The sequence below is a fragment of the Microbacterium sp. W1-4-2 genome (genome assembly GCF_058349885.2).
This window is the reverse complement of record NZ_JBYRJC020000003.1, coordinates 311533-338188: the sequence shown is the minus strand read 5'-3', so window position 1 is coordinate 338188 and position 26656 is coordinate 311533. Positions and strand designations below refer to the sequence as shown.

The window sequence follows — 26656 nt, the reverse complement described above, 5'->3', positions numbered from 1 at the left end:
TGCGGGTGACCACCCGCCGACGAGAGGACATCCATGACCGTGCCCCCTGCGACGCAGCCTCGCGATGCGTCGACCTCGAAGATCCTGCGCGCTGCGATCTGGGTCGCGATCGGCGCGCTCATCGCCGCCGCGATCGTCTGCGTCATCATGGTGCTGGTCGGCACGGCGAACGGGATCGTGCCGCGCGCGTTCCTGACGATCCTGCTCATGGTCGCCTTCGCCGGCGTCGCCCTGCTGGACACCTATCTCGCCCCGCGTCGTCCGATCTGGTTCGCACTGACGAGCATGATCGTGTGGGTGGTGACGCTGCTCATCGGCGCGGTGATGATCTGGATGCCGTTCCCCGAGTTCCGTACTGCGAGCGGCGCCGCGCGATTCATGTCGTTCCTGCTGATCGTGCTGATCCTGCAGCTGGGCGTGCTGCACGTACGGCTGTTCATGAAGGCGTGGCAGCGCCATGTGACGACGTTCACGAGCGCGGTGTTCTGGGTGACGGTGGTGCTCGTCGCGCTGCTGGCGATCATGCTCGTCTTCCCGCTGATGCTGAACGAGTGGGTGCGCTTCCACGACCTCTACTGGCGCCTGACGGTCGCGGTGACGATCCTCGCCGCGGTCGGCACGGCCCTCGTGCCGCTGGTCAACGCGCTGCTCGCGCCGCGCGAGCCGCGCCCGCACGCGGCCGCCGCCACCGGCTGGCCCACCTACGCCGACGGTGTGACGTCGCTGCCGATGCTGGCCGACGGGCAGCCGGACTGGAACGCCTATTACACGGGGTACCCGTCGGTGCCGCAGACTGCGCCGCAGGCTCCCGGGGCCGCGAACTGGGCGCCGCCGACGGCTCCGGCAGCGCCCGTCGTGCAGCCGCCGGTGTGGCCCGCACCCGAGGCCACGCCGCCGATCGCGCCGCAGGCCGCCCCGCCGCAGGCGCCCGCCCAGCCCGCCCCGCCGCAGGCGCCCGCCCAGCCTGCGCCGGCGGCGGTTCCGGACCCGGCGGCTCCGGCCCCCTCGGTTCCGCCCGTTCCGCCGGCGCCGCCGCAACAGTAGCCGTCCGGATCCCGACCCCCGGTCGCACTCGGTGTGCGACCGGGTGGCGTCGGTTGCGGCATCCACTCGAACGATAGCGTGGGGGAATGACCTCGCCCGACGACCTCGCCCGACTCGCGACCGACATCGCACGTGAGGCGGCGGATCTCGCACGGCGACGGCGGGACGAGGGGGTCGAGATCGCGGCGACGAAGTCCGCCGCCGCCGACATCGTCACGGCCGCCGATCGCGAGGTCGAGGCGCTGATCCGTCGCCGGCTCGCACACGAGCGCGCCGGGGACGGGTTCTTCGGCGAGGAGTCGGGTGCCGAGCCGAGCTCCACCGGCATCACGTGGGTGGTCGACCCGATCGACGGCACCGTGAACTATGCGTACGGCATCCCGCAGTATGCCGTGAGCATCGCCGCCGTCGAGGGCGACCCCGATCCCCAGCACTGGCGCGCGCTGGCCGGCGTCGTGTGCGCGCCCGCCCTGGGGGAGCTGTACGTCGCGGTGGCCGAGGGCGGCGCCTGGCTCGAGACCGGCGCCGGCCGGCGGCGGCTCACCGTCAACGAGGCGCCGACCGACGCCGGCGCGCTCGTGGCCACCGGGTTCGGCTACGACCCCGCCACGCACGTCGGCGATCTGGCGCGGCTCACCCGCGTCATGCCGCTGGCGCGCGACATCCGTCGCATCGGATCGGCGTCGCTCGATCTCGCCGGCGTTGCGGCGGGACGTCTCGACGGGTACTTCGAGCGTGGCCTGAACCCCTGGGACCACGCCGCGGGCGCCCTGCTGGTCGAAGAGGCCGGGGGCGTCGTGGGCGGCCTGCCGGGGGAGCGCCCGAGCACGGCGCTGACGATCGCGGCGGGACCACAGCTGTTCGCGGCGCTCGAGCAGGCCATCGACGGGCGCTGAGGCGGCCGATTCGATCGTATTGCGTGCGCCACATGGCATTCTCAGGCCCGCCGCTGTAGTGTTTACCCATTCGTTACTTTCGCCGGCCCGAACGGCGGAGTGATCACGACCCGCGTTCGACCGTTGCCCCCACAGCGACCTGACCCGAGAGCTCGCCCCCTTGCCCTTTGACGCCCCCCAGGCCGAACCCGTGCGCACGCGCCGCTCGGCCCGCATCGCTCCTGTGCCCGCCCCGGCCATCGAGCGCTCGGCAGCAGGACGCGCCGAGACGCGTCGCCGGGAAAGCGTCGAGGGTGCGGAGCGTCCGGCGGTCATTGCGGGCACACCGGCCGCTGCCGCGACCTCGACGGCATCGTCGGAATACAGCGGAGCGTCCGTATCGGCCAGCGCCCAGGAGCCGCCGCTCACCCGGCGCAGCGCCCGCCGGCGCGCGCAGTCGACCCCGGCCGTCCCTCCGGCCCCCGCGACCTCTCCGACCCCCGCGTCCTCGCCGGCCCCCGCGACCTCTCCGACCCCCGCGTCGACTCCCGCTGCGGCATCGGACCGCGCCGCCGCCTGGACCGCTGCCGCCTCGGCACCCGCCGAGGTCGCGCCCCGCGAGGCCCAGCACAGGCCCGCGGCATCCCAGCCGGCACGGGTTGCGGCATCCGCGCCCCGCACGCCCTCCGTTCCGCTGACGGCGTCGATCCCGGTCGTGCCGGCCGACCTGTCGCCGACCGCCGAGCAGGTCGACGCCTTCGCCGAAGCGGCCAAGCTCTTCTCGTTCACCGGCGAGACGCCGATCCAGGCGCCTGCCGACGAGGGCATGCCGGTCGACGTCGCCGATGACCTGCTGCCGAAGAAGACCAAGAAGAAGCGCAAGGCCAAGGCCCGCCGGATCGGGCGTTCGCGGGTGACCGCGAAGCGCGCGGCCGCGGCATCCTTCTCCTTCTGCACCATCGTCGCGGTGGGCCTGCTCGCCGTCACCAGCACACTGCCGGCGTCCGCCGTCGCCTCGCCCGAGACGCGCCTGGTGGGCGCCGCACCGCAGCAGCCGATCACCGCCAGCGCGGACGGCGGCGATATTCAGGCATACGTCGCCCCGGGCGACGGCGCCCCCGCCACGCAGAACCTCGACCGCTCGGCCGACTACAGCACCGCCACGCTGACCGACATGGCCGGCACGGTCGGCATCTCGAACTTCTCGAGTCGGGTGTACACGAACAACCCGCAGTGCGCCGTGCAGTGGCCTTTCGCGGTCGGCGTGCCGATCTCGTTCGGCTTCGGACCGCGCCCGGGCGAGTTCCACGAGGGTGTCGACTTCACGCCCGGCAACGGCGCGCACGTGCAGGCCATCGCCGACGGCGTCGTGCGGGTCGCGCAGCAGGGCTACCAGGGCTACGGCGTCGCCGTGATCATCGACCATGAGATCGACGGCCAGCACTGGGCCAGCCTGTACGGCCACATGCAGTACGGCTCGCTGCAGGTGCACGCCGGCGAGAGGGTCAAGGTCGGCCAGTACATCGGCCGCACCGGCGACACCGGCTTCTCGTTCGGCGCCCACACGCACTTCGAGATCCGGCAGAACGGCGTCACGCCGATCGACCCGATCCCGTGGCTGCGCGAGCACAACCGCTGCTGATCCGTCGACTCAGCGCCGTGGAGTGTTCAGAACTCCGCAAATCCGGGCTGGTCTGCGCTCGATACGCCGATGATCGGCCGTCCGAGGCTCGGATTGGATGAGTTCTGCACACCGTCGAATCGCGTCCACTCTGCTGCCGCCGCGAACGCAGAGTGGGCGCAGATCGACGCCGGCGGTCACGGAAACGGGGGATCGGACCATTTCATGCCGGCGGGCCGTGTGAGCCTCGGCCGGTTCGGCAATCGTCCGCGGCTCTGATATTCTTTTCTGGTTGCCCGGAACGTTCCGGGAGCGCCCCGATAGCTCAGTGGCAGAGCACTTCCATGGTAAGGAAGGGGTCGTCAGTTCAATCCTGACTCGGGGCTCGCACGCATCGCGGAGATGATCCGGGATGCCTCGCGGCAGGGTAGCTCAGTTGGTGAGAGCGCACGACTCATAATCGTGAGGTCGCGGGTTCAAGCCCCGCTCCTGCTACCGAACAGAACCCCCGGCGATGCCGGGGGTTCTGGCGTTCCAGCCGCAGCCGACGGCTGCTGACTCAGGCGCGTCGGTACTGGCTCGCCATCGGGCAGTCGAATGGGTCGCGGGCGGCCAGACCCACGCGGTTCAGGTAGTCGATGACGATCGCGTAGGAACGCCAGAGCGAGGTCTCGGTGTACGGGACGTCGTTGCCGGCGCAGAAGTCGCGGACGATCGCCCGTGTGCGGGCCAGGTGCGGGCGCGCCATGCTCGGGAACAGGTGGTGCTCGACCTGGTAGTTGAGTCCGCCCATGAGCCAGGTGGCCCACCAGCCGCCGCGGATGTTCCGAGAGGTTCGCACCTGCTTGGTGAAGAAATCGATCCTCGCGTCGGGGGCGATCACGGGCATGCCCTTGTGGTTCGGGGCGAACGTCGCGCCCATGTAGACGCCGAAGACGGCCGACATGACCCCGATGAACGCGAACGCCATGCCCAGCGGAAGGAACAGGAACACCGGGGTCAGCACGAGCGCGAACCGGAGGCTGAGCATCCAGATCTCGGACCAGCGACCCTTGACCGCGCCGCGACCGGCGAGGTGGCGGAAGCTCAGGAAATGGAGGTTGAAGCCTTCGAGCGTGAGCAGCGGGAAGAACAGCCACCCCTGCTTGCGGGTGATGAGGCGCCGCAGCCCGCGAGATCGTGCGGCATCCTCGTCGAGGAACGAGATGGTGTCGACCTCGATGTCGGGGTCCTTGCCCACCCGATTGGGATTGGCGTGGTGCCGGCTGTGCTTGGAGTCCCACCATGAGTAACTCATGCCGACGATCGCGCCCAGCACTCGCGCCAGCCTGTCGTTGGCAGGCCCTGTCACGAGGATCTGCCGATGCGCCGCCTCGTGGGCCAGGAACGCGATCTGGGTGAACAGCACACCGAGAGCCCCCGCGACGAGCAGCTGATACCAGGTCGAGCCCAGGAGGATGAAGCCGGTGACGGCGCCGCCGAACGCGAGGGCCAGAACGACCCCGACGAACGCGTAGAACCATGGCGTCCTGCGCAGCAGGCCGGTCTCCTGCACGACGTGAGAGACCTGCATGTAGGCCCGGGCCACCGGCGGGAAGTCCTCCCGCCGTGCGTACGTCTGGCGAACCGGACCGAGTGTGGAAGGGGAGATTACCGGTGTCTGCGACATGAGCGGCGCCTTACGTCTGGCCCTCCACCGAGCGGTGAGCGGGCGCGAAGCCAAAGGCAGCTGCCGATCGCTTGCTGACACGGTACTCGCCCATTCATGCCCCAACCTGAATGCAGCATCCGTCTTCCTGGGGAGGACGGATGCCACGCGTGCCTGACGGCTCGACGACCGATCGCCGCGATCGGCTCAGAGCGGACGGATGTTCGCCGCCTGCGGGCCCTTCTGACCCTGTTCGGCGTCGAACTCGACCCGCTGGTTCTCGTCGAGATTGCGGTGGCCCGTGCCGGCGATCGCGCTGAAGTGCGCGAACAAGTCGGCCGAGCCGTCATCGGGGGCGATGAAACCGTAGCCCTTGTCAGAGTTGAACCACTTGACGGTACCTGTGGCCATGATGTCATTCCTTCGTTGTCTGGGACCACGGTTGTGATCCGTGATACCGCGACGACGGCGTCGCCGCGGAGGATGCGGAGTGCGGGCGGAAGTCGGCACCGGCGAAGGCGACGCGCAGCTCGCCGATGCGGACGCGAATGCGGCAAGCATCGCGCGAGCGTCGGCGAGCGTCGGCGCAGCGCCTATCCGCTGGCCGGTGGGGCCGAAGACAGCGAACCGCGTGTCATCGTCGATGACGACATGTCCTGCGAATTCGCCCGAGCGGGTCGCTGCGAAGACGTCGTAGGCCGATTGTCGCCAGCAGAGCACATGGTCCGCCGGTGCGGCGTGGAGAGAGGGTGAGATGGGAAACCTCATCGGTCAGGTCGAGGACCGCGCCATCGTCGGCCGGTCACAAGAAGCAATCGAGAACACGGAATTCGTGCATGCGGCGCGGTGGTCGCGCCATTGACGTCGGGAGGATGACCGGCGCAAGGTGCGCCAAGGAACTCAACCGGACAGAGTCAGCCTACCGCAAGCCTGCCACGTCGCGCATCGGGCCGGGGCACCGCATGTCCGCCGCAGGCTGCTCACGACCGCTGGCGGGCGGCTTCGTACAGGGCGACCGTGGCGGCGTTCGCCGCGTTCAGCGAGCTCGCGGCGCCCCCGATCGGGATCCGCACCATCGCATCGCACGCCTCGCGCCAGCCCGCACTCAGGCCGGCGGTCTCGTTGCCGATCACCAGCAGCACAGGCCCGGTCAGGTCGAAGTCGGCGATGTCGGCCGTGCCGTTCTCGTCGGTTCCGACGATGGTGATCGGGATGCCGGCGTCCCGCCGCTCCTGTGCCCACCCGACGACCTCGCGATGCGATGGGACGCGCACCACCGGGCGGGCGAACAGCGATCCGGTCGAGGCGCGCACCGACTTCGGGTCGTAGGGATCGGCGCCGTGCCCCGTGACGATGAGACCTGCGCCGCCGAACGCGTCCATCGAGCGCACGATGGATCCGATGTTGCCCGGGGCCGACGGGCGGTCGAATGCGACGCCGAGGAACCGGGGCCCGACCGGGATGCGCGCCAGGTCGTCGGGCGGCAGCTCGACGGCGGCGACCAGCTCGGGCAGGTCCTGCTCCTTCTCGCTGAGCTGCTGCAGCAGATCGGGTGCCATCGCAACGCGCTCGCCGCCCGCCTGCGCGAGCACGTCCTTCGCCCACCGCGACAGCGCGCGCTCGGCGTCGAAGAACACGGCCCGCACCGGCCAGCCGTGCTCGACGGCCAGGCTGATGGGGCGCACGCCGTGCACGAGGAACTCGCCGGAACGCTGTCGCTTGTTGCGGTTCCACAGCAGGGCCTCCCACTGCTGGAACCGCGCGTTGGGCCGCGTGATCCGCAACTCACCCGCCATCGTCACTCCCGCTCCTTGCGTGTTCATCGAGTCCGACTCGACGGTCTCAGGCTCTCACGACCCGGCGACGGGATATCGCCACTCGCCGCGCCGGCGCCGCGGGAGTAGCCTCATGCCACGGTCGGTCTGGGGAGGTGGACGCATGTCGATGGACTTCGCGGCATCCTTCATCGCTCTGCACGAGGGTCCCGGATTCGTGATTCCGAACGCGTGGGATGCCGGTTCCGCCCGCATCCTCGAACACGCAGGGTTCCCGGCGATCGCCACGACGAGCGCGGGCATCGCGTGGTCGTGCGGCGTCGCCGACGGCGCGATGGATGCCGATGCCATGCTCACGCGGATTGCCGAGATCGTCGGAGCCGTGGACGTGCCCGTGAGTGCCGACCTCGAGGCCGGGTACGGCGCCACCCCCGCCGACGTCGCACATATGGTGGGGCGCGCCGTTGGCCTCGGGGTCGTCGGAGCGAATCTCGAAGACAGTGTCGGCGGCCGCCTGCTCGGCGTCGACGACGCCGCCGATCGCCTCGTGGCCGCGCGGGCTGCCGCGCCCCTCGGCACGTTCGTCCTGAACGCGCGCACCGACGCGTACTTCGTCGGCACGGACGGCGACCCGTTCGCCGAGACCGTCGCCCGTGCACATCGCTACCTCGACGCCGGAGCCGACTGCATCTTCGTGCCCGGCGTGGACGACGCCGGCACGATCGGCCGGCTCGTCGAGGCGATCCCCGCACCCGTCAACATCGTCGCGGGCCTCACCCCGACCGTCATCGACGCCCGGACGCTCATCTCGCTCGGAGTCATGCGGGTGAGCCTGGGCGGGGGACTCGCGCGCGCGGCCCTCGGGGCGCTGGAGCGCGCGGCGCGAGAGCTCATCGACGCGGGCACCCTCGGCTTCGTCGACGGTGCGATCGGGTACGCCGAGCTGCAGCGGCGCTTCGGCGCGCGGAGGTGAGCCCGGCCGCGGCCGCCGGCACGCCGACGTCGTCGGTCCTCGGTATCGTGATCGCGTGAAGAGCATCCCCCTCGGCGCCGGCAGTGCGCCCAATGTCGTCCTCGGTCTCATGCGCATCGACGGGATGTCGGACGACGCCGTCCGCGAGCTCGTCCGCACCGCACGCGACGCCGGCATCGACTTCTTCGACCACGCCGACATCTACGGCAACACCCTGCACGGCAGCGAACGCCGGTTCACCGAAGCGCTGCAGCTCACGCCGTCGCAGCGCGCCGAGGTGACGCTGCAGACCAAGTGCGGCATCCGCCCCGGCCACTTCGACTTCTCGTACGAGCACATCATCGAGTCGGTCGAGGGGTCGCTGCGGGCGCTGAAGACCGACTACATCGACATCCTGCTGCTGCACCGGCCCGATGCGCTGGTCGAGCCCGAAGAGGTCGCCCGCGCGCTCGACGAGCTCGAGGCATCCGGCAAGGTCCGCGCGTTCGGGGTCTCGAACCACACTCCACGCCAGATCGACCTGCTGCGCACCGCCGTGCGCCAGCCGTTCGTCGCGAACCAGCTGCAGCTGTCGATCACGCATGCGCCGATCGTCGCGCAGGGCGTCGCTGCGAACATGCAGGGGCTCGACCAGTCGATCATGCGCGACGGCGGCGGCATCGTCGAGTACTGCCGCATCAACGGCATCACGATCCAGGCCTGGTCTCCGCTGCAGGCGGGCTTCTTCGACGGGGTGTTCCTCGATTCGGTCCGCTACCCCGAGCTGAACGTGGTGATCGACCGGCTCGCCGCCTCGTACGGCGTGCCGCCGATCGCGATCGCGACGGCGTGGATCACCCGGCACCCCGCGCGCATGCAGGTGGTGCTCGGCACGACCACGCCGCAGCGGGTGGCCGATGCGGCCCTCGGGTCCGACCTGCCGCTCACCCGCAGCGAGTGGTATGAGCTGTTCCGCGCCGCCGGCTACACCGTGCCCTGATCAGCGTCCGCGGGCCGCCGGCCCGCGTCGTGCAGTCCCTCCAGCCACGCCACCGCGAACGGCACGGGTGCGAAACCCGACGCGCCGACCCCGACGTGGAGCTGGTGCCCGTCCGGTCCGTGATCGCGGACGTGGGGTGTCGAGCTCGGCATCCATCTGCTCCACCGTGGGTCGCCCGGATCGAGGCGTGAGCACACAGCGAACAGATAGCGGATGCCGAACCACGGCCGGGCCGGTACGACTACGGTGACTGGTGGGAGCATTTCGTGGGCACAGGGTCGAAGCTGGGGGCGCGGCGCAGCGCGGGCCGCCGACTGCTGCGCGTCGCGCTGACGACCGTCGGGACCACGGCCGCATTCGTCGCGGCGGTCGGTGTCGTCACGACGGCGGAGGGGCTGCTGGCGTGGGAGCGGCTCAACCCGACACGCATGGGGTCGATCGTCGCGCGCGGCGGCAGGTTCGGGAGCGGGGACGGCGCGCCGATCCGGATGGGCATGATGGGCGATTCGCTCGCCGTGGGCTACGGCGCCGAGGACCCGGCCATGACCCCCGGTGCGCTGCTGGCGATGTGGCTCGCCGAGGTGTCGCACCGCCCCGTAGAGCTGACCAACGTCGCCGTCGTCGGAGCCGAATCGACCGCGCTGATCCCTCAGCTCGCGCAGCTGCGCGAGGTGACCGATCCCGAGGTCGTGGTCATCATCGTCGGGGCGAACGACGTGATGCACCTCAAGCGTCTGACCGACGCGCTGTGGCCGCTGTCGGCGACCGTGCGCGACCTGCGCCGCACGGGTGCGCAGGTGGTCGTCGCGACGTGTCCCGACCTCGGCACGGTGCGGCCGTTCTCGCAGCCGCTGCGGTTCTTCGCCCACTGGTCGGGCCGGCTGCTGGCGACCGGACAGGTCATCGTCGCCCTGCGTGCGGGCGGCCGCACGGTGTCGCTGGCCGACACGCTCGGCCCGCTGTTCCGTCGCGACCCGGACGACATGTTCTCGGCGCACGACCACCTGCACCCCTCGAGCATCGGCTACGAGCAGGCGGCCGCGGTGATGCTGCCGAGCGTGCTCGCGGCCGTCGGGTATGAGAGAGAGGATGCCAGGACCCCGCACCGCGTGTATCGCAAAGGCAGTCGCCACCCGCTCGCGTGGTGGGCGTTCCGCGCGTCGCGGCGCGTCGGCGCGCGCATGACGGCCGCGTCCAGCACCGTCGCCGGGTCCGCCCGCCCGCTCTGAGCCGGTGTGGCTCCCTTGCCCGTCGTGTGCAGCGGCTTGTGTTGCCTGTTTCTGTGTTCGCGCATGCGGATCGCGACCGCGGACGCAGTACGAGACGGCTCAGAGCGGGCAGGACTCCTATCGAGCGCGACGGACTGCGTCAGTCCCAGAGCATGGGGCGGTCGGTGTCGCGATCTGCATCGTCGGGCAGCTCGGGCAGCTCGTCGCCGCCGGCGCGGATGCACAGCCAGCGCAGCTGCTCGGGGCTGTCGGGCACGCATCGCCACGAGCGCCACACGCCCTGCCCGACGCGCACCGCCGTGCCCGGGCCGACGTCGACGATCGTGTCGTCCAGCCCCATCTGGCCGCGGCCGGCGAGGAACACGTACAGCTCCTCGATGCGGTGGTGGCGATGCCAGTAGTCCACCGATTCGCCCGGCTCGTACGCGTTGGCGGTGAGCCCGATGTACTGCATGTCCAGGTCGTGGTCGACCACACGCCGGCCCTGCCGGGATCGGTCCGGCGTGAAACCGCCGTAGTACGTGCGCCACGCATCGGGCGCGCCGAGTTCGACCACCTCGTATTCAGCCATGTGGCCACCGTATCGCCCGTCCGCCCGCCCGGCGCCGGCGCTCGCGCCGGCACTCGGCCCGGACTCAGCCACGCGCGGCCGCCAGCGGATAAAATCGTCTGATGGCATCCCGCTCCCGCGGTATGCCAGCGGTGCCTTCGCACGAGAACAACAGGAGACGAATCATGGCCGGCTTGTCAGGTCGCGTCTCCGACCTCTCCGACCCCCAGACCTCTTCTTCTCTTTCGATGACGGATGCCTCCACCCGCGCGGCTGCGCACGCCAAGGTGATCCTGCTCGGCGAACACGCCGTCGTGCACGGCGGGCCGGCGATCGCGCTGCCCGTGCACAGCCTGACCCTGACCGCCGCCGCGATCAGCACCGATCGCCCGCTGTGGATCGACTCGGTGCTGTACCGCGGGCCGGTCGCCGGCGCCCCGTCGCTGCTGGCCGCCCCGATCACGGCGATCACCGCGACGCTCGCGCGGATCGGCGCCCCGGCCGCGGGCCTGGCCGTCCGCGTGGACGGCGAGATCCCGGCCGAGCGCGGGCTCGGATCGTCCGCGGCCGTCGCCGCCGCGATCAGCACCGCCGTGGCCGCGCTCCACGGCGTGACGCTCGACGCCGACACCCGGTTCGAGCTCGTCCAGACCGCCGAGCGGGTCGCGCACGGCAACCCGAGCGGGCTGGACGCGCGCTCGGTCGTCTCCGAGGCGCCGATGTGGTTCCAGGCCGGCGCATCCCGCCCGCTGAACTCGGCCTTCGGCGGGGTGTTCGTGATCGCCGACTCCGGCGTGCACGGTCGCACCCGCGAGGCGGTCACCGCCGTGGGCGCGCTCAAGGCTGCGGAGCCCGTTCGCATCGACGCGATCCTGGCCCGCATCGACGCGCACACGGCCGCCGCGGTGCACGATCTCGCCGCCGACGACCGCGCGGGCCTGGGCGCGCGGATGCTCGCGGTGCACGACCTGCTGCGCGAGCTGACCGTGAGCAGCCCCGAGCTCGACGCGCTCGTGGCCGCCGCCTGCAACGCCGGCGCGCTGGGCGCCAAGCTCACCGGCGGCGGACGCGGCGGCTGCGTGCTCGCCCTGGCCGGCGACGAGCCGGCGGCGACCCGGATCGCCGCCGCGCTGCGCGACGCGGGCGCCGAGCGCACCTGGCTGCTCCACCCTGCCGATTTCGCCGCCGAGGACATGCCTGCATGAGCACCGCCGTCGCCCACCCGAACATCGCCCTGGTCAAGTACTGGGGCAAGCGGGACGAAGACCTCATCCTGCCGCTGACCGGCAGCCTCTCGCTCACCCTCGACGTCTTCCCGACGACGACCACCGTCACCCTCGACGAGTCCGCCGCGGTCGACGACGTCGCGTTCGACGGCGCACCCGCGGCCGGCAGCGCCGCCGACCGGATCACGCGATTCCTCGACCTGGTGCGCGCGCAGGCCGGCACGACCGTCCGCGCCCGCGTCGACACCCGCAACTCCGTGCCCACGGGGGCGGGTCTGGCCTCGAGCGCGTCGGGGTTCGCGGCCCTGGCCGTCGCGGCCGCCGACGCGTACGGGCTCGACCTCGACGAGCGGGCCCTCAGCCGCCTGGCCCGCCGCGGGTCCGGCTCGGCCTGCCGCTCGGTGATCCCCGCGACCGCGATCTGGCACGCCGGCACCGACGACGCGTCCTCCTTCGCCGAGCCGGTCGCCGGCCCCGCCCTGGGCATGGTGATCGCGGTGGTGGATGCCGGAGCCAAGGCGGTCTCGAGCCGCGAGGCCATGATCCGCACCCGCGACACGTCGCCGTACGCCCTGGCCTGGGCCCAGTCGACCGGCGTCGACCTCGAGGCGATGCGCGCGGCGTTCGCGCGCGGCGACGTGACCGCGATCGGAGAGCTCACCGAGTCCAACGCCCTGCGCATGCACGCCGCGATCATGGCCTGCCGCCCGCCCATCCGCTACCTCGCCCCGCAGAGCCTCGCCCTGTTCGACGAGGCCGCCCGGCTGCGCGCGGCGGGCCTGGAGGCGTACGCCACCGCCGACGCCGGCCCGAACGTCGTGTTCGTGTGCCGCGACGGCGACGTCGACGCCGTGCGCGACGCGCTGTCCGAGCGCTTCGCGGCCGACCGCCTCGTGGCCGCCCACGCCGGACCGGGCGCGCATCTGATCGCCGGGGTGTCCGCATGATCCGCGAACAGGCACCGGGCAAGCTCTTCATCGCGGGGGAGTATGCCGTGGTCGAGCCGGGCGAGCCCAGCGTCCTGGTCGCCGTCGACCGCTACGTCAGCGTGGAGCTCGAGCCCGCCCGCGGGCAGGGCAGCATCTCGTCCGATCAGTTCGGCCGGGCGCCGCTGCTGTGGACGCGCGGCACCGACGGGGTCGTGATCGACCAGGACCACCGTCCCTACGACTACGTGCTGGCGGCCATCACCGTCGTCGAGCAGCTCGCGGCCGAGCGCGGCATCGTCGGCCGGTTCTACGACATCCGCATCTCCAGCGAGCTCGACGACGTGTCGGGCCGCAAGTTCGGCCTCGGGTCGTCGGCGGCGGTCACGGTCGCGACCGTGCGCGCGCTGAACCGCTTCTACGACCTCGACCTGACCGCGCTCGAGGTCTACAAGCTCGCCCTGATCGCCACCGTGCGGGTCTCGCCGGCCTCGTCGGGCGGCGACCTGGCCGCGTCGGTGTTCGGCGGCTGGATCGCCTATAGCGCGCCCGACCGACTGCAGGTGCGCACGCAGGCCGACATCGTCGGCGTGCAGGCCATGCTCGACCGGCCCTGGCCGGGCCTCTCGGTGCGGCGCCTGCCCGCTCCGGCGCATCTGCGGCTGATCGTGGGGTGGACCGGTCAGCCCGCCTCCACCGAGCGCATGGTCGGCAACCTGCAGCGGGTCTCGCCGGGCGGGCAGACCCAATACCGCCGGTTCCTGGCCGACAGCCGCGCAGCGGTCGAAGGCCTGATCGCCGCTGTGGAGGCGCAGGATGCCGCGGCCGCGGCATCCTCGATCCGCGCCGCGCGTGCCGCGCTCGGCGACCTGGCCCGGCACGCCGGGATCGAGATCGAGACCGAGCAGCTGGCCGCGCTCTGCGCCATCGCCGAGGATGCCGGAGCGGCGGCGAAGTCGTCCGGCGCCGGCGGCGGCGACTGCGGCATCGTGCTGGCCGGAGAGGATGCCGACGTGCACGGCATGCTCGCGCGCTGGGAGCAGAACGACATCCGCCACCTGGCGATCGAGGCGGGCGTGGCCGCCCTGCCGTTCGACCCGCAGATCGGAGCGATCCATGAGCCCTGAACGATCGGTGAACGCCGAGCAGTCCGTCGACGGCGCCCGTAAGGACGAGCACGTCGACCTCGCCCGGGTGCAGCACGAGAACGGCCCGGTGCGCAACGATTTCGACGACGTCCGCTTCGTGCACCACGCCCTCGCCGGCATCGACCGCGACCGCGTCGACCTGTCCACCTCGTTCGCGGGGCTGGTCTGGCCCGTGCCGCTGTACATCAATGGCATGACCGGGGGCAGCAGCCGCACCGGCGAGATCAACCGGGCGCTCGCGATCGCCGCCCGCGAGACCGGGGTCGCGATCGCGTCGGGATCTATGAGCATCGCCCTGCGCGAGCCCGACACCGCCTACACGTTCCGCGTGCTGCGGGACGAGAACCCCGACGGGTTCGTGCTGGCGAACCTCAGTGCGGATGCCACGCCCGAGCAGGCGCTGCGCGCGATCGACCTCGTGCGCGCGGATGCTCTGCAGATCCACGTGAACAGCGTCCAGGAGACCGTGATGCCCGAGGGCAGCCGCGACTTCTCCGCATGGCCCGACCGCATCGCCGACATCGTCGACCGGGTCGAGGTTCCCGTCGTCGTCAAAGAGGTCGGCTTCGGCCTGAGCCGGCCGACCCTCGAGCAGCTCGCCGGCCTCGGCGTCGCGGTCGCCGACGTGAGCGGCGCGGGCGGCACCGACTTCGCGCGCATCGAGAACGCCCGCCGCCCCGAAGACGACTATTCGTTCATGACCGGGTGGGGGCAGTCGGCGGTGTGCTGCCTGCTGGAGGCGGCGGTCGCCGGCGATCGCGAGATCCCCGCGCTGCTGGCCTCGGGTGGCGTGCGCACGCCGCTGGACGTGATGCGCGCGCTCGCCCTGGGCGCCCGCGCGGTGGGCGTGTCGGGCAGCTTCCTGCACACCCTGCTGGAGGAGGGCGTCGATGGGCTCGTCGCCCGCATCCGCGCCTGGATCGTGCAGCTCGGCCAGCTGCACGCCCTTCTGGGCGCCAGGGGCCCCGCCGCCCTGGCCGGGACAGACCTGCTGCTGCGCGGCGGCGTGCGGGAGTTCTGCGAACTGCGCGGGGTCGATGCCGCCGCCTACAGCCGCCGCAGCGAACGCGAGCTGCGCGACGAGGAGAGACTGGGATGAGGAACGAACCGATCACCGCAGCCCCCGTGCCGATGACGTGGGTGGGGCCGATCTCGGTCAGCGGCAACGTGATGACCGGGCTGCAGGAGGTGCCGCTGGCGACCTACGAGACACCGCTGTGGCCGTCGGTCGGCCGTGGCGCGAAGATCTCCACGCTCGCCGAGAAGGGGATCGTCGCAACCCTCGTCGACGAGCGGATGGCGCGCTCCGTGCTGTTCGAGGCCGACGACGCGGCCACGGCGCTGGCGGCCATGCAGACGCTGAACGCCGAGCGCGACGTGCTGCAGCAGGTCGTCGCCACCGCGAGCCGCTTCGCGAAGCTCGTCGACATCCACCACCAGATCGTCGGCAACCTGCTGTTCGTCCGGTTCGAGCTGACCACGGGCGACGCGTCCGGGCACAACATGGTGACCCTGGCCAGCGACCGGCTGATGGACCACATCCTGAGCACCGTGCCGGGCCTGCGGTACGGCTCGATCTCGGGCAACTACTGCTCGGACAAGAAGGCCACGGCGGTCAACGGCATCCTCGGCCGCGGCAAGAACGTCGTGACCGAGCTGCTGATCCCGCGCGCGGTCGTGACCCGCCGTCTGCACACCAGCCCCGAGGCCATCGCCGAGCTGAACGTGCGCAAGAACCTCATCGGCACGATCACCGCCGGGGGCCTGCGCAGCGCCAACGCGCACTACGCGAACATGCTGCTCGCGTTCTATCTGGCGACGGGGCAGGATGCCGCGAACATCGTCGAAGGATCGCAGGGCATCACGCACGCCGAGGTGCGGGACGGCGACCTGTACTTCTCGTGCACGCTGCCCAACCTGATCGTGGGCACGGTCGGCAACGGCAAGGACCTGCCGTTCGTCGGCGAGAACCTCGCCCGCCTCGGCTGCGCCGACGAGCGCCCGGCCGGCGAGAACGCGCGGCGCCTGGCGGCGCTGTGCGCGGCCACCGTGCTGTGCGGCGAGCTGTCGCTGCTGGCGGCGCAGACCAACCCGGGGGAGCTCATGGCGGCCCACGTGAACATCGAGAGGAGGGCCACGCGATGAGCGCCGAACCGCTGCGCATCGGCATCCACGACATCTCGTTCGCGACCGCGCATCAGGTGCTGGACCTGAGTGAGATCGCCGACCACAGCGGGGTCGACGTGGGCAAATTCTACGTCGGCATCGGGCAATCCGAGATGAGCGTGCCCGCCGCCGACGAGGACGTGGTCACGATGGGCGCCGAGGCGGCGGCGCGGATCGTCGCGCGCCACGGCACCGAGGGCATCCGCACGCTGCTGTTCGCGACCGAGTCGGGCATCGACCAGTCCAAGTCGGCCGGCGTGTTCGTGCACGGGCTGCTGGGGATGGGGGAGAACTGCCGCGTCGTCGAGCTCAAGCAGGCGTGCTATTCGGCCACGGCCGCGCTGCAGTTCGCCCTGGGCATCGTCGCGCGCGACCCGCGCGAGCGGGTGCTCGTGATCGCCAGCGACGTCGCCCGCTACGCGCTGGACTCCAGCGGCGAGCCCACACAGGGTGCGGCCGCGGTGGCGTTCCTGGTCACCGCCGACCCCGCGATGGTCGAGATCGAGCCGGTCACCGGGCTGCACACCGACGACATCCACGATTTCTGGCGGCCCAATCACCTCTCCACCGCGCTCGTGGACGGCAAGTACTCGCTGGCCGCGTACCTGCGCTCACTCGAGGGCGCCTGGAACGAGTACCGCGCCCGCGGCGGGGTCGCCTTCGAGGCGATCGACCGGTTCTGCTACCACCAGCCGTTCACCAAGATGGCGCTCAAGGCACACGACCGCCTCAACGTCATCGCGAAGTCGGGCCTGGACCGCGACCAGCGCCGCGCGCAGATCGACGCGAGCCTCGAGATCAACCGGCGCACCGGCAACAGCTACACCGCCTCGATCTACGCGGGGCTGCTGTCGCTGCTGAACGACGACGGGACCGACCTCGCCGGACGTCGCATCGGATTCTTCAGCTACGGGTCCGGCAGCGTCTCGGAGTTCTTCACCGGCGTCGTGCGACCCGGCTATCGCGACCTGCTGCGCCGGGCGGAGGATGCCGCGATCCTCGACGACCGGGTCCGCATCGATTACGCGCGCTACCGCACACTGCACGAGAGCGTGGACGAGGTGCGCGGCGAGGACGTCGTCACCGCCGCCGAGACGACGGGGCTCTTCCGGTTCGCCGGCATCGGCGACCAGATGCGACAGTACGAGCGGCGCGCCTGAGCTCCGGAGGGACTCCGGACCGACCCTCGTTAGGCAAGCCTTACCTATAGGGCTATAGTGGGACCGTGCTCGATGTGCGCCACGTGGTCAAGACCTTCGCATCGGACGGCCCCGACCGTTCCGTCGCCCTCGACGGCATCGATCTGCACGTCGACGAGGGCGAGCTGCTCACCGTGCTCGGCCCGTCGGGTTGCGGAAAGACGACCCTCCTGCGGGTGATCGCCGGCTTCGAGGTGCCCGACACGGGGACGGTGAGCGTGGCCGGCCGCACGGTCGCCGGCGACCGCTTCGTGCCCGCGCACGACCGCGGCATCGGCCTGGTGCCGCAAGAGGGTGCGCTGTTCCCGCACCTCTCGGTCGCGCAGAACGTCGGCTTCGGCCTGAGCCGCATGCGCGCCCGCGACCGCCGGGCACGGGTCGACGAGACCCTCGAACTGGTCGGCCTGTCGGGTTTCGGCCCTCGCCGGCCGCACGAGCTGTCCGGCGGCCAGCAGCAGCGGGTCGCGCTGGCCCGGGCGATCGCCCCGGGGCCGGGCATCGTGCTGCTGGACGAGCCGTTCTCGGCGCTGGACGAGTACTTGCGCGAATCGCTGCGCGCCGAGGTGCGCGCGCTGCTGGCGCGCCTGGGCACCACCGCGGTGATGGTCACGCACGACCAGGAGGAGGCGCTCGCGATGGGTGACCGGGTCGCCGTCATGCGCGAGGGCCGGGTCGTGCAGGTCGGCCCGCCGCGCGAGACCTACTTCCAGCCCGCCGACCTCGAGCTGGCGCGCTTCCTCGGCGAAGCCGTCGTCGTCGACGGCGATGTGCGCGACGGCAGCGCGCCCGATCGGATGACCGTGGCGTGCGTGTTCGGCGATCTCGCCGTCGCGTGCGCGAATGGATGCCGCGGCCTGTGCGACGTGCTGATCCGGCCCGAGAACATCCGCGTCGGCGATGCGGCCGGCCCCGGGCTCTCAGGGACGATCGCCGATCAGACCTTCTACGGACACGACGGCATGCTGCGCGTGCACGTGCCCGCACTCGACGCCGAAGTGCCGGTGCGCGTGCTCGGCGACCACCCGCATCGCGTCGGCGACGAGGTCCGCCTCGTGGTCGACCGCGCGGTCTGCACGTATCCCCGCCCATCCCTCGCCGCCTGAGCCGCGAATCTCTGCCCTCCCACCGAAAGGGGACCACCATGCGTCGTGCCCGTCTGCGCGCGTCCGTCGCGCTGACCGCTGTCGCCGCCGTCATGCTCGCCGGCTGTGCGGCCGGCTCGCCCGCACCCGCCGGCACCGGCGACACCACGTTGACGGTCTACACCGACCAGCACGCCGAGCTGATCCAGGCGCTGACGGCGGCGTACACGAAGAAGACCGGCGTGCGCTTCGACATCCAGAACGACGCGACCGCGGGACAGATCCAGGCCGAAGGGCCGGCCTCGCCCGCCGACGTCTTCCTCAGCGAAGACCCGGGTCCGGCCGCCCAACTGGGGGCCGCGGGCCTGTTCGTCCCGCTCGCCCAGAGCACGATCGCCCAGGTCCAGCCGCGGCTGAGCGACCCGAAGGACGAATGGGTCGCCTACGCCGCCCGCGTGCGCGTGCTCTACTACAACCCGACGCTGATCGCCGAGAAGGATCTGCCGAAGACCCTGCTCGACATCGCCGAGCCGCAGTACAAGGGCCAGTTCGCCTGGGCGCCCTCGGGCGCGTTCGTGGCCACCGTGCAGTACCTCATCTCCACCATGGGCATGGACAAGACCCGCGCCTTCCTCGAGAAGGTCAAGGCCGACGGGGTGGACGAGCAGAGCAACGGCAACGTGCGCGACACCGTCGAGGCCGGCAAGCACGCCATGGGGCTGTCGAACCACTACTACTGGTGGGTGAAGGCCGCCGAGGTCGGCGGACCCGACCACATGACCTCGAAGATCTACCACTTCCCCGAGGTCGACCCGGGCAACCTCGTGCTCTCGTCGGGTGCCGGCATCCTCAAGACCAGCAAGCACAAGGGCGCCGCCGCCGACTTCCTGGCGTGGCTGACCGCCCCGGACGGCGGCCAGAAGGTCATCGCAGACGGCCCCATCGACGTGTCCGAGGGACAGTACCCGGTCGGGGTCGGCACCAGGAGCACGACCGTCGGCAGCCTGTCGGACGTCAAGTCGCCCTCGTACGACATGAGCATCTTCGCCGACCAGGCACAGGCGCAGCAGCTGCTGAAGAGCCTCGGCATGTCCAGCTGATGCCGCACCTGCGGCGCGGACGCGCGGCCGTCGCCATCGCGGCGGTGGCCGTCGCCGTGCTGTCGCTGCTGCCGTTCGGATACCTGTTCATCGCCGGGTTCTCGCTCGCCGAGATCACCGCGCTGTTCACGTACCCGACGACGGCGCCCGACATCCTGCGCACGATCGGACTGACCATCGCGGTCTGCCTGGTCTGTCTCGTGCTGGGGGTCGCGGCGGCGCTGCTGGTGGTGCGCACCACCGTGCCGCTGCGGCGCACCCTGACGGTGCTGTTCGCGCTGCCGCTGGCCGTGCCCGGCTTCGTCAGCGCGTACGCCGCGTACTCGATGAACCTCGTGTTCGCACCCCGACTCGACATCGTCACCTCGTTCGCCGGCGCGACCGCGGTGATGGCGCTCACCCTCTACCCGTACGTGTTCCTGGCCTGCGTAGTCGCCGTGCGCAACATCGACCCCGCGCAGGAAGAGGCCGCCCGCAGCCTGCGCGCCCGGCCCTGGACCGTGTTCCGCCGCATCACCCTGCCGCAGCTGCGCGTCGCCATCGCCGGGAGCCTCCTGATCATCGCCCTGCACGTGCTCAGCGAGTACGGCGCCATGGTGCAGCTGCGTCAGCGCACGCTGACCACGACGATCATGGCCGAGATGCTCGACTACGGCGACTACGCCGCCGCGCGGTCGCTGTCGGTGCTGCTGGTCTCGCTCGCCCTGCTCCTGCTGCTGGCCGGCCGGCTCGTGTCGGGGCGCCCGGCTGCGCTCAGCGTCGGCCGGCAGAGCGTGCGCACCGTCGCCCGCGCCCGGCTCGGATGGGCGCGGGGGCCTGTGCTGCTGCTCGCGCTGCTCGTGCCGCTGGCCGCGATCGGCCCGACCGTGTTCATGACCGTGCGCGGCCTGTCGTTCGCGCGCCCCGACCTCGTCGTGGACTGGTCGCAGGTGGCCGGCGCCGGCGGTGTGACCCTGCTGTACGGCGCCGGCGCGGGACTTCTGGCCACCGCGGCGGCGCTGCCGGTGACCTGGTGGGTCAGTCGCCGCCCGTCGCCGCTGTCGAACCTCACCGAGCGCTCGGTGTGGCTCGCGCACGCGATCCCCAACGCCGTGCTCGCCCTCGCCCTGGTGTTCCTGGCGACCCGGCTCGTGCCCGGGCTGTACAAGACCGCGCTGCTGCTGGTGATCGCCTACGTCGTGATGTTCCTGCCGCTGGCGATCTCGAATCAGCGCGTGGGCCTGCAGGCCGCCTTCGTCCGCTACGACGAAGCTGCGGCATCCCTCGGCCACCGCGCCTGGCAGCGGCTGCGCCGGGTGTCACTGCCGATCGCGCTGCCGGGCATCGCCACCGGTGCGCTGCTGGTGGGCCTGGACGCCAGCAAGGAGCTGACCGCGACCCTGATGCTGCTGCCGTTCAACACGCAGACCCTCGCCACGGGCCTGTGGGCCACCACGAACGGCGAGTCGCTGGACTTCACGGCCGCTGCTCCGTACGCGCTCGTGCTCGTGCTGCTGGGCGCCGTGCCGGTCTGGCTCATCGTCCGGCGCACGCTGCGGCACGTCGGCTGACGCGTCTCACGATCTGCGCCGAACCGGCGCTCCAAGGCTGCTCGCAGGCGGTGTCGCCTAGAATCGCCCCGGACGAGTGAGAGGCCGCCGTCCGTGCGCGAGCGGTGTGGAGAGGAATCGAGCATGAGCCCGAAGTCGCCGCGCGTGCCCCTCGCCCAGCACGGCCGGCTGCGCAGCCAGCACCCCCTCACCCAGGTCGCGATCATCGTCGGGACAGTCCTGGCGGTGCTGGTGCTGAGCATCGGGGGCACCGGCGCGTTCGCGCTGTGGACCGCGTCGCACATCGTCACCGACGACGCCGTCGCGCTGGAGTCGACCGCCTCGGTGCCGCCCGACATCGGCGAGATCGAGGGCGGGGTGAACCTGCTGGTGGTGGGCACCGACTCGTGCCAGGGGCAGGATCTGAAGCTGTTCCCGCGCTGCGCGCACGACGACGGCGGCGAGCGCAACGACGTGACGCTGCTCGTGCACATCGGCGACAGCCCGCGGCGGGTGACCGTCGTCTCGTTCCCGCGCGATATGCTCGTGCCGATCCCGTCGTGCCCGTCCCCGAACGGCGGGCGCTACCCGGCGATGAGCGAGCAGATGCTGAACGTCTCGTACAGCTACGGGGGCCTGGCCTGCACGGCGCTGACCATCCAGCAGCTGACCGGCGTCGACATCCAGTTCGCCGCCGCGATCCGCTGGACCGGCGTGATCCACATGTCCGACGCGGTCGGCGGCGTGAACGTGTGCGTGGCCGGCGACATCAGCGACCGCAACACGGGGCTGCACCTGACCAAGGGCGAGCACACCCTGGTCGGCGCCCAGGCGCTGCAGTTCCTGCGCATCCGGCACGGCATCGGCGACGGATCCGACCTCGGGCGCATCTCGAACCAGCAGCAGTTCATGTCGTCGCTGGTGCGCAAGCTGCAATCCGGCGGAGTGCTGGGCGACCCGGGCAAGCTGTTCGCCCTGGCCACCACGGCGCTGCAGCAGGTGAGCGAGAAGCAGCTCGTGCTCGACCAGAACCTCGCCAACCCCACGCACATGGTGCAGATCGCGATGGCGGTCAAGTCCGTGCCGTACAAGGACATCGCGTTCGTGCAGTACCCGACCTCGTACGACCCGGCCGACACCTCGCGCGTGCTGCCCGAGACCGCATCAGCCGACGTGCTGTTCACCGCGCTCAAGGACAACAAGTCGCTGCGGCTGACCGGCAAGGCCAGCGCGGCGAACGGGGTCGAGGTCACCGGCGAGGCGACCGGCGCCACCCCCGCCCCGACGGCGACGCCCGGCGACGCGGTGAGCCTGCCGGGTAACATTACGGGCTCGACGGCGGCCCAGGTCACCTGCACGCAGCCGGAACGGTAGGCTCGTGAGGCGATGAACACGACAGGACGCGGCACCCGATCCTACGTCCTGTTCATCACCATCGGCCTGGCCGCAGGCCTGCTGTCGGGCCTGTTCGGGGTCGGCGGCGGCACCGTCATCGTCCCGATGCTGACACTGCTCGCCCGGTTCGAGCACCGGCTGGCGGCGGGCACGTCGCTGGCCGCGATCGTGCCGATCGCCACGGTCGGGGTGATCAGCTACGCGGTGCGCGACTCCGTGGCCTGGATCCCGGCGCTGATCCTCGCGGCGGCGGCCGTGATCGGTGCGCAGATCGGCACGTGGCTGCTGGCACGGCTGCCGGTCAACGCGCTGCGCTGGGCGTTCGTCGTGTTCCTCGCCGTGGTGGTGGTGGGCCTGTTCCTGGTCGTCCCGTCGCGCGAGGCGCAGCTCGAGCTCACCCTGGTCAGCATCCTGGGCCTGATCGGAACGGGCCTGGTCACCGGCGTGCTCTCGGGCCTGCTCGGCGTCGGCGGCGGCGTGATCGTGGTCCCTGCCCTCATGCTCGGCTTCGGTGCCAGCGACCTGGTGGCCAAGGGCACGTCGCTGCTGATGATGATCCCCACCGCCGTGTCGGGCACGTTCGGCAACATCCGCCGTCGCAACGTCGACCTGGTCGCCGCCGCGTGCATCGGCGTGGCCGCGTGCACGACGACGGCTCTGGGCGCCTGGCTCGCCTCGCTGATCGACCCGATGGTCGGCAACATCCTGTTCTCGCTGTTCGTCGTGTTCGTCGCCGTGCAGATGGCGCTGAAGGCGATCCGCAGCCGGCCCGCCGCGGGACGCTGAGCGCCGGCCTTCGCCCTGCGCCCGAAGTCCGGTCATGGGCCGCCGATAGACTTGTCGGGTGCCAGTGAACCCCGAACTCGTCGGTCGCGCGTTCCCGCCGACCGCGCCGTACCTGGTGGGCCGCGAGAAGGTGCGCGAGTTCGCGCGCGCCGTCTTCGCCACCGACCCGCAGCACAGCGATCCCGAGGCCGCCCGCGCGCTCGGCTATGCCGACGTGGTCGCGCCCCCGACGTTCGCGATGGTGGTCCAGGACCGCACGCTGCAGCAGCTGCTCGCCGCGCCCGACTCGGGCATCGCCCTCGAGCGCACGATCCACGCCGAGCAGCGTTTCGCCTACACCCGGCCGATCGTCGCCGGCGACGAGCTCGTCGCGCAGCTGACGATCACGGTCGTGCGCGCGGTGGGCAAGGGCGCGATGGTCACCTCCGTCGCCGAGATGACGGATGCCGGGGGCGCTCATGTCGTCACCGCGACGTCCGTCCTGCTGATCGGGGGCGACGAATGAGCACGCTGTCCGTCGGCGACGTGGTCGCCGAGCGCACCGTCCACCTGACCCGGGAGGACCTCGTGCGCTACGCCGGGGCCTCGGGCGACTTCAACCCGATCCACTACCGCGACGACGTCGCCGCCCGTGTGGGGCTGCCCGGCGTGCTCGCCCACGGCATGCTGACGATGGGCCTGTCCGTCGAGACGATCGTGCCGTGGCTCGGCGACGCCGGCCGCATCCTCGAGTACGGCGTGCGGTTCACCCGCCCGGTCGTCGTCGACCCCGAGTCCGGTGCGGACGTCACGGTGGTCGCCAAGGTCGCCGTCGTCGACGAGGATGCCGCGCGCATCGACCTGACCGTCACCCACGCCGACGCGACCGTCCTGGGCAAGGCCCAGGTGCGGGTGCGCGTTCTCTGACATGCCTGCTGAGACGACGTCGGTCACCCCGCTCCCGCTCGCCCGGTTGACGACGCTGCGCACCGGCGGTGTGCCTGCCCGCATGGTCGAGGCCCGCACCGCCGACGAGCTCGCGGCCGCCCTGCGCGACGCGTGGGACGCCGGCGACGAATGGCTCGCCCTCGGCGGCGGCTCGAACCTGTTCGTCGGGGACGAGCCGTTCGAGGGGACCGTCGTGCGCATCCTCACCGAAGGCATCGAGACGCTGCCCGCGCCGCGGGTGGGCTTCGTCCGGCTGCGCATCCAGGCGGGCCACAGCTGGGACGACGTGGTCGCGCACGCCGTCGCACGCGGCCTCGCGGGCATCGAGGCGCTGTCGGGCATCCCCGGCACCGCGGGTGCCGCGCCCGTGCAGAACGTCGGGGCCTACGGGCAGGAGATCGTGCAGACCCTGGTCGAGGTCGAGCTGCTCGACGAGGCCACCGGCGCGGTCTCACGCGTGCCCGCCGATGAGCTCGAGCTGGGCTTTCGCACCTCGGTGCTCAAGCACCACTACGGCGGCGAGCCGCGCCGCCGCGCGGTGATCCTCTCGCTCACGCTCGAGCTCGCCGAGCGCGGCGGGCGTGTTCTTCCCGTGCCGGGCGCGCAGCTGCGCACGGCGCTGGGGCTGACCGCCGACGACACCGTGACGCTCGCGCACATCCGCCAGACGATCCTCGCCGTCCGCGCCGGCAAGGGCATGGTGCTCGACGATGCCGACCCCGACACGTACAGCGCCGGCTCGTTCTTCCAGAACGCGGTCGTCCCGGCATCCTTCGCCCGCACGCTGCCGCCGGAGTGCCCGCGCTGGCCCGTGGCGCCCGAGGTGCAGCACGATCGCGTGATCCCGCTGGACGAGTACGCCGGACTCGTGCCGATGCCCCCGTCAGCCGAGCCCGACGTCAAGGTCAGCTCGGCGTGGCTCATCGAGCACTCCGGGTTCCGCAAAGGGTTCCGCCTGCCGCGCTCGCGCGCCGGGCTGTCGACCAAGCACGCCCTCGCACTCACCAACCGCGGCGGCGCGTCGGCGGCCGAGCTGGCCGAACTCGCCCGCTTCATCCGCAACCGCGTGCAGAGCGAGTTCGGCCTGATGCTGCAGCCCGAGCCGGTGCTGATCGGCGTCGAGCTGTAGCGCCGATCAGGCGAACAGGCGCTGCAGACGCTGCACGCCCTCCAGCAGCTGGTCGTCGCCCAGCGCGTACGACAGGCGCAGATACCCGCTCGGGCCGAACGCCTCGCCGGGCACGACCGCGACCTCGGCCTCGTCGAGGATGAGGTCGGCCAGCTCCAGCGACGTGGTCGGCGTCTTGCCGGCCCACTCGCGGCCCAGCAGCCCCTGCACGTCGGGGTAGACATAGAACGCGCCGTGCGGCGTGGGCACGTTCACGCCGTCGATCTTCGACAGCTCGGCGACGATCAGCCGCCGCCGCCGGTCGAACGCCTGGCGGAACTGCTCGGCCTCGTCCTGCGGGCCGTTCAGGGCCGCGATCGCCGCACGCTGCGCGACGTTGTTCACGTTGCTGCACAGGTGCGACTGCAGATTGCCGGCGACCTTGATCGCGTCGCGCGGGCCGACCATCCAGCCCAGGCGCCACCCGGTCATCGCGTACGTCTTGGCCACGCCGTTGACGAGGATCGTCTGGCCCGCCACCTCGGGCGCGGCCTCGACGATCGACGTCGCCGTCACGCCGTCGTAGGTGAGGTTCTGGTAGATCTCGTCCGAGATGACCCAGATGCCGTGCGCGAGGGCCCACTCGCCGATCGCGCGCGTCTCGTCGCGCGTGTAGACCGAGCCGGTCGGGTTCGAGGGAGAGACGAACACGAGCGCGGTGGTGCGGTCGGTGCGGGCGGCCTCGAGCTGGTCGACGGTGACCTTGTACTCCTGGTCGGCGCCGGCGAACACCTCGACCGGCACGCCGTCGGCCAGGCGGATGGCCTCGGGGTAGGTCGTCCAGTACGGCGCGGGCAGCAGCACCTCGTCGCCGGGGTTCACGACCGCCTGGAACGCCTGGTACACGGCCTGCTTGCCGCCGTTGGTGACGATGACCTGCGCGGGGTCGACCTCGAGCCCCGAGTCGCGCAGCGTCTTGGCGGCGACCGCCTCGCGCAGCTCGGGCAGGCCCGCCGCCGGCGTGTAGCGGAAGTTCTTGGGGTCGCGCAGGGCGTCGGCCGCGGCATCCACGATGAACTGCGGCGTGGCGAAGTCCGGCTCGCCGGCCGCATACGAGATGACGGGCTTGCCCTCGGCCTTGAGGGCCTTCGCCTTCGCGTCGACCTTGAGCGTGGCGGACTCGGCGATGGCACTGAGTTTTCTTGAAAGCGAGTGTTTGCGGGACAGGGGAGCGCGTTCGGTCACGCGTCCAGCGTACCCGTCGCGCCCCTGCTGTTTCGCGGATGAGGAGGGGGTGGGATGCCGCGGCCCGCGCGCCGCGGATGTACGTGAGACTGAGTCTCGCGTACACTGGCTCTCAGTCCCAGATC

Annotated in this window: 25 protein-coding genes and 2 tRNA genes; 22 read left to right on the top strand and 5 right to left on the bottom strand. The window is 71.5% G+C overall.

Annotation, left to right across the window (positions count from 1 at the left end; all coding sequences use genetic code 11):
• Positions 1–33: 33 nt before the first annotated feature.
• From AC3RX0_RS14240 to AC3RX0_RS14220, 5 genes are all read left to right on the top strand, one after another.
• The gene (locus tag AC3RX0_RS14240; RefSeq protein ID WP_491506651.1) at positions 34–1044 is read left to right on the top strand and encodes a hypothetical protein; all 1011 of its coding nucleotides are present in this window, start codon (positions 34–36) and stop codon (positions 1042–1044) included.
• Between the two features lie 86 nt (positions 1045–1130).
• The gene (locus AC3RX0_RS14235) at positions 1131–1940 is read left to right on the top strand and encodes an inositol monophosphatase family protein (RefSeq protein ID WP_491506650.1); all 810 of its coding nucleotides are present in this window, start codon (positions 1131–1133) and stop codon (positions 1938–1940) included.
• A 190-nt stretch (positions 1941–2130) separates the two neighbouring features.
• Entirely contained in the window at positions 2131–3561 is a 1431-nt protein-coding gene (locus tag AC3RX0_RS14230) for a M23 family metallopeptidase (protein WP_491506649.1), read from the top strand.
• Between the two features lie 293 nt (positions 3562–3854).
• Positions 3855–3926 (top strand) — tRNA-Thr (locus tag AC3RX0_RS14225).
• 35 nt (positions 3927–3961) lie between these two features.
• Positions 3962–4035: transfer RNA gene (locus AC3RX0_RS14220), tRNA-Met, on the top strand.
• A gap of 64 nt (positions 4036–4099) precedes the next feature.
• Here the strand turns inward: AC3RX0_RS14220 and AC3RX0_RS14215 are convergent.
• The 3 genes from AC3RX0_RS14215 to AC3RX0_RS14205 all read right to left on the bottom strand — a co-directional run bounded on the left by AC3RX0_RS14215 (position 4100) and on the right by AC3RX0_RS14205 (position 7011).
• Entirely contained in the window at positions 4100–5209 is a 1110-nt protein-coding gene (locus AC3RX0_RS14215; protein WP_491506648.1) for a fatty acid desaturase family protein, read from the bottom strand.
• Positions 5210–5395: 186 nt separating this feature from the next.
• Positions 5396–5599 (bottom strand): cold-shock protein, encoded by a 204-nt coding sequence (locus AC3RX0_RS14210; protein ID WP_491506647.1) that lies wholly within the window; start codon positions 5597–5599, stop codon positions 5396–5398.
• A 569-nt stretch (positions 5600–6168) separates the two neighbouring features.
• Positions 6169–7011: a TrmH family RNA methyltransferase gene (locus tag AC3RX0_RS14205; protein ID WP_491506646.1), complete on the bottom strand. Its 843-nt coding sequence runs from the start codon at positions 7009–7011 to the stop codon at positions 6169–6171.
• A 115-nt stretch (positions 7012–7126) separates the two neighbouring features.
• Between AC3RX0_RS14205 and AC3RX0_RS14200 the strand changes: the two genes are divergently transcribed.
• From AC3RX0_RS14200 to AC3RX0_RS14190, 3 genes are all read left to right on the top strand, one after another.
• Positions 7127–7936, top strand: coding sequence for an isocitrate lyase/PEP mutase family protein (locus AC3RX0_RS14200; RefSeq protein WP_491506645.1), 810 nt, complete (start codon positions 7127–7129; stop codon positions 7934–7936).
• Positions 7937–7991: 55 nt separating this feature from the next.
• Positions 7992–8915 (top strand): aldo/keto reductase, encoded by a 924-nt coding sequence (locus AC3RX0_RS14195; protein ID WP_491506644.1) that lies wholly within the window; start codon positions 7992–7994, stop codon positions 8913–8915.
• A 266-nt stretch (positions 8916–9181) separates the two neighbouring features.
• Entirely contained in the window at positions 9182–10144 is a 963-nt protein-coding gene (locus tag AC3RX0_RS14190) for an SGNH/GDSL hydrolase family protein (RefSeq protein WP_491506643.1), read from the top strand.
• Between the two features lie 139 nt (positions 10145–10283).
• Here AC3RX0_RS14190 and AC3RX0_RS14185 read toward each other — a convergent pair whose 3' ends face one another.
• Positions 10284–10715 carry a cupin domain-containing protein gene (locus AC3RX0_RS14185; RefSeq protein ID WP_491506642.1) on the bottom strand — a complete coding sequence of 144 codons (432 nt, stop codon included), beginning with the start codon at positions 10713–10715 and terminating at the stop codon, positions 10284–10286.
• Between the two features lie 227 nt (positions 10716–10942).
• Between AC3RX0_RS14185 and mvk the strand changes: the two genes are divergently transcribed.
• The 14 genes from mvk to AC3RX0_RS14115 all read left to right on the top strand — a co-directional run bounded on the left by mvk (position 10943) and on the right by AC3RX0_RS14115 (position 25307).
• On the top strand, positions 10943–11899 hold the full coding sequence (gene mvk / locus AC3RX0_RS14180; RefSeq protein ID WP_491506641.1) for a mevalonate kinase: 957 nt from the start codon (positions 10943–10945) through the stop codon (positions 11897–11899).
• A complete protein-coding gene (gene mvaD / locus AC3RX0_RS14175) occupies positions 11896–12867 on the top strand; it encodes a diphosphomevalonate decarboxylase (RefSeq protein ID WP_491506640.1) in 972 nt (323 codons plus the stop codon). The genes mvk and mvaD overlap by 4 nt, the downstream gene beginning before the upstream one ends.
• A complete protein-coding gene (locus AC3RX0_RS14170) occupies positions 12864–13973 on the top strand; it encodes a phosphomevalonate kinase (protein ID WP_491506639.1) in 1110 nt (369 codons plus the stop codon). The genes mvaD and AC3RX0_RS14170 overlap by 4 nt, the downstream gene beginning before the upstream one ends.
• Entirely contained in the window at positions 13963–15093 is a 1131-nt protein-coding gene (gene fni / locus AC3RX0_RS14165; protein WP_491506638.1) for a type 2 isopentenyl-diphosphate Delta-isomerase, read from the top strand. The genes AC3RX0_RS14170 and fni overlap by 11 nt, the downstream gene beginning before the upstream one ends.
• On the top strand, positions 15090–16139 hold the full coding sequence (locus AC3RX0_RS14160) for a hydroxymethylglutaryl-coenzyme A reductase family protein (protein WP_491506637.1): 1050 nt from the start codon (positions 15090–15092) through the stop codon (positions 16137–16139). The genes fni and AC3RX0_RS14160 overlap by 4 nt, the downstream gene beginning before the upstream one ends.
• Entirely contained in the window at positions 16136–17320 is a 1185-nt protein-coding gene (locus AC3RX0_RS14155; protein WP_491506636.1) for a hydroxymethylglutaryl-CoA synthase, read from the top strand. The genes AC3RX0_RS14160 and AC3RX0_RS14155 overlap by 4 nt, the downstream gene beginning before the upstream one ends.
• 65 nt (positions 17321–17385) lie before the next feature.
• A complete protein-coding gene (locus AC3RX0_RS14150; RefSeq protein WP_491506635.1) occupies positions 17386–18462 on the top strand; it encodes an ABC transporter ATP-binding protein in 1077 nt (358 codons plus the stop codon).
• A 38-nt stretch (positions 18463–18500) separates the two neighbouring features.
• On the top strand, positions 18501–19541 hold the full coding sequence (locus tag AC3RX0_RS14145) for an extracellular solute-binding protein (RefSeq protein WP_491506634.1): 1041 nt from the start codon (positions 18501–18503) through the stop codon (positions 19539–19541).
• Entirely contained in the window at positions 19541–21091 is a 1551-nt protein-coding gene (locus AC3RX0_RS14140) for an ABC transporter permease (protein ID WP_491506633.1), read from the top strand. Before AC3RX0_RS14145 ends, AC3RX0_RS14140 begins: the two co-directional genes overlap by 1 nt.
• Before the next feature lie 123 nt (positions 21092–21214).
• Positions 21215–22444, top strand: coding sequence for an LCP family protein (locus AC3RX0_RS14135; RefSeq protein ID WP_491506632.1), 1230 nt, complete (start codon positions 21215–21217; stop codon positions 22442–22444).
• A gap of 12 nt (positions 22445–22456) precedes the next feature.
• Positions 22457–23251 (top strand): sulfite exporter TauE/SafE family protein, encoded by a 795-nt coding sequence (locus AC3RX0_RS14130; RefSeq protein ID WP_491506631.1) that lies wholly within the window; start codon positions 22457–22459, stop codon positions 23249–23251.
• Positions 23252–23309: 58 nt separating this feature from the next.
• Positions 23310–23756 (top strand): FAS1-like dehydratase domain-containing protein, encoded by a 447-nt coding sequence (locus AC3RX0_RS14125; protein WP_491506630.1) that lies wholly within the window; start codon positions 23310–23312, stop codon positions 23754–23756.
• A complete protein-coding gene (locus AC3RX0_RS14120) occupies positions 23753–24157 on the top strand; it encodes a MaoC/PaaZ C-terminal domain-containing protein (RefSeq protein WP_491506629.1) in 405 nt (134 codons plus the stop codon). Before AC3RX0_RS14125 ends, AC3RX0_RS14120 begins: the two co-directional genes overlap by 4 nt.
• A gap of 1 nt (position 24158) precedes the next feature.
• Positions 24159–25307 carry a UDP-N-acetylmuramate dehydrogenase gene (locus AC3RX0_RS14115; RefSeq protein ID WP_491506628.1) on the top strand — a complete coding sequence of 383 codons (1149 nt, stop codon included), beginning with the start codon at positions 24159–24161 and terminating at the stop codon, positions 25305–25307.
• A gap of 6 nt (positions 25308–25313) precedes the next feature.
• On the opposite strand, the gene AC3RX0_RS14110 is transcribed toward AC3RX0_RS14115, so the two are convergent.
• A complete protein-coding gene (locus tag AC3RX0_RS14110; RefSeq protein WP_491506627.1) occupies positions 25314–26531 on the bottom strand; it encodes a pyridoxal phosphate-dependent aminotransferase in 1218 nt (405 codons plus the stop codon).
• Positions 26532–26656 lie beyond the last annotated feature (125 nt).

What these genes read in the sequence shown, in the direction of transcription:
- AC3RX0_RS14170 (WP_491506639.1), top strand. Translation starts at nt 12,864, where the DNA reads ATGATCCGCGAACAGGCACCGGGCAAGCTCTTCATCGCGGGGGAGTAT.
- AC3RX0_RS14210 (WP_491506647.1), bottom strand. Translation starts at nt 5,599, where the DNA reads ATGGCCACAGGTACCGTCAAGTGGTTCAACTCTGACAAGGGCTACGGT.
- AC3RX0_RS14200 (WP_491506645.1), top strand. Translation starts at nt 7,127, where the DNA reads ATGTCGATGGACTTCGCGGCATCCTTCATCGCTCTGCACGAGGGTCCC.
- AC3RX0_RS14185 (WP_491506642.1), bottom strand. Translation starts at nt 10,715, where the DNA reads ATGGCTGAATACGAGGTGGTCGAACTCGGCGCGCCCGATGCGTGGCGC.
- AC3RX0_RS14145 (WP_491506634.1), top strand. Translation starts at nt 18,501, where the DNA reads ATGCGTCGTGCCCGTCTGCGCGCGTCCGTCGCGCTGACCGCTGTCGCC.
- AC3RX0_RS14120 (WP_491506629.1), top strand. Translation starts at nt 23,753, where the DNA reads ATGAGCACGCTGTCCGTCGGCGACGTGGTCGCCGAGCGCACCGTCCAC.
- AC3RX0_RS14235 (WP_491506650.1), top strand. Translation starts at nt 1,131, where the DNA reads ATGACCTCGCCCGACGACCTCGCCCGACTCGCGACCGACATCGCACGT.
- AC3RX0_RS14155 (WP_491506636.1), top strand. Translation starts at nt 16,136, where the DNA reads ATGAGCGCCGAACCGCTGCGCATCGGCATCCACGACATCTCGTTCGCG.
- AC3RX0_RS14135 (WP_491506632.1), top strand. Translation starts at nt 21,215, where the DNA reads ATGAGCCCGAAGTCGCCGCGCGTGCCCCTCGCCCAGCACGGCCGGCTG.
- AC3RX0_RS14215 (WP_491506648.1), bottom strand. Translation starts at nt 5,209, where the DNA reads ATGTCGCAGACACCGGTAATCTCCCCTTCCACACTCGGTCCGGTTCGC.
- mvk (WP_491506641.1), top strand. Translation starts at nt 10,943, where the DNA reads ATGACGGATGCCTCCACCCGCGCGGCTGCGCACGCCAAGGTGATCCTG.
- fni (WP_491506638.1), top strand. Translation starts at nt 13,963, where the DNA reads ATGAGCCCTGAACGATCGGTGAACGCCGAGCAGTCCGTCGACGGCGCC.
- mvaD (WP_491506640.1), top strand. Translation starts at nt 11,896, where the DNA reads ATGAGCACCGCCGTCGCCCACCCGAACATCGCCCTGGTCAAGTACTGG.
- AC3RX0_RS14115 (WP_491506628.1), top strand. Translation starts at nt 24,159, where the DNA reads ATGCCTGCTGAGACGACGTCGGTCACCCCGCTCCCGCTCGCCCGGTTG.
- AC3RX0_RS14160 (WP_491506637.1), top strand. Translation starts at nt 15,090, where the DNA reads ATGAGGAACGAACCGATCACCGCAGCCCCCGTGCCGATGACGTGGGTG.
- AC3RX0_RS14140 (WP_491506633.1), top strand. Translation starts at nt 19,541, where the DNA reads ATGCCGCACCTGCGGCGCGGACGCGCGGCCGTCGCCATCGCGGCGGTG.
- AC3RX0_RS14130 (WP_491506631.1), top strand. Translation starts at nt 22,457, where the DNA reads ATGAACACGACAGGACGCGGCACCCGATCCTACGTCCTGTTCATCACC.
- AC3RX0_RS14205 (WP_491506646.1), bottom strand. Translation starts at nt 7,011, where the DNA reads ATGAACACGCAAGGAGCGGGAGTGACGATGGCGGGTGAGTTGCGGATC.
- AC3RX0_RS14240 (WP_491506651.1), top strand. Translation starts at nt 34, where the DNA reads ATGACCGTGCCCCCTGCGACGCAGCCTCGCGATGCGTCGACCTCGAAG.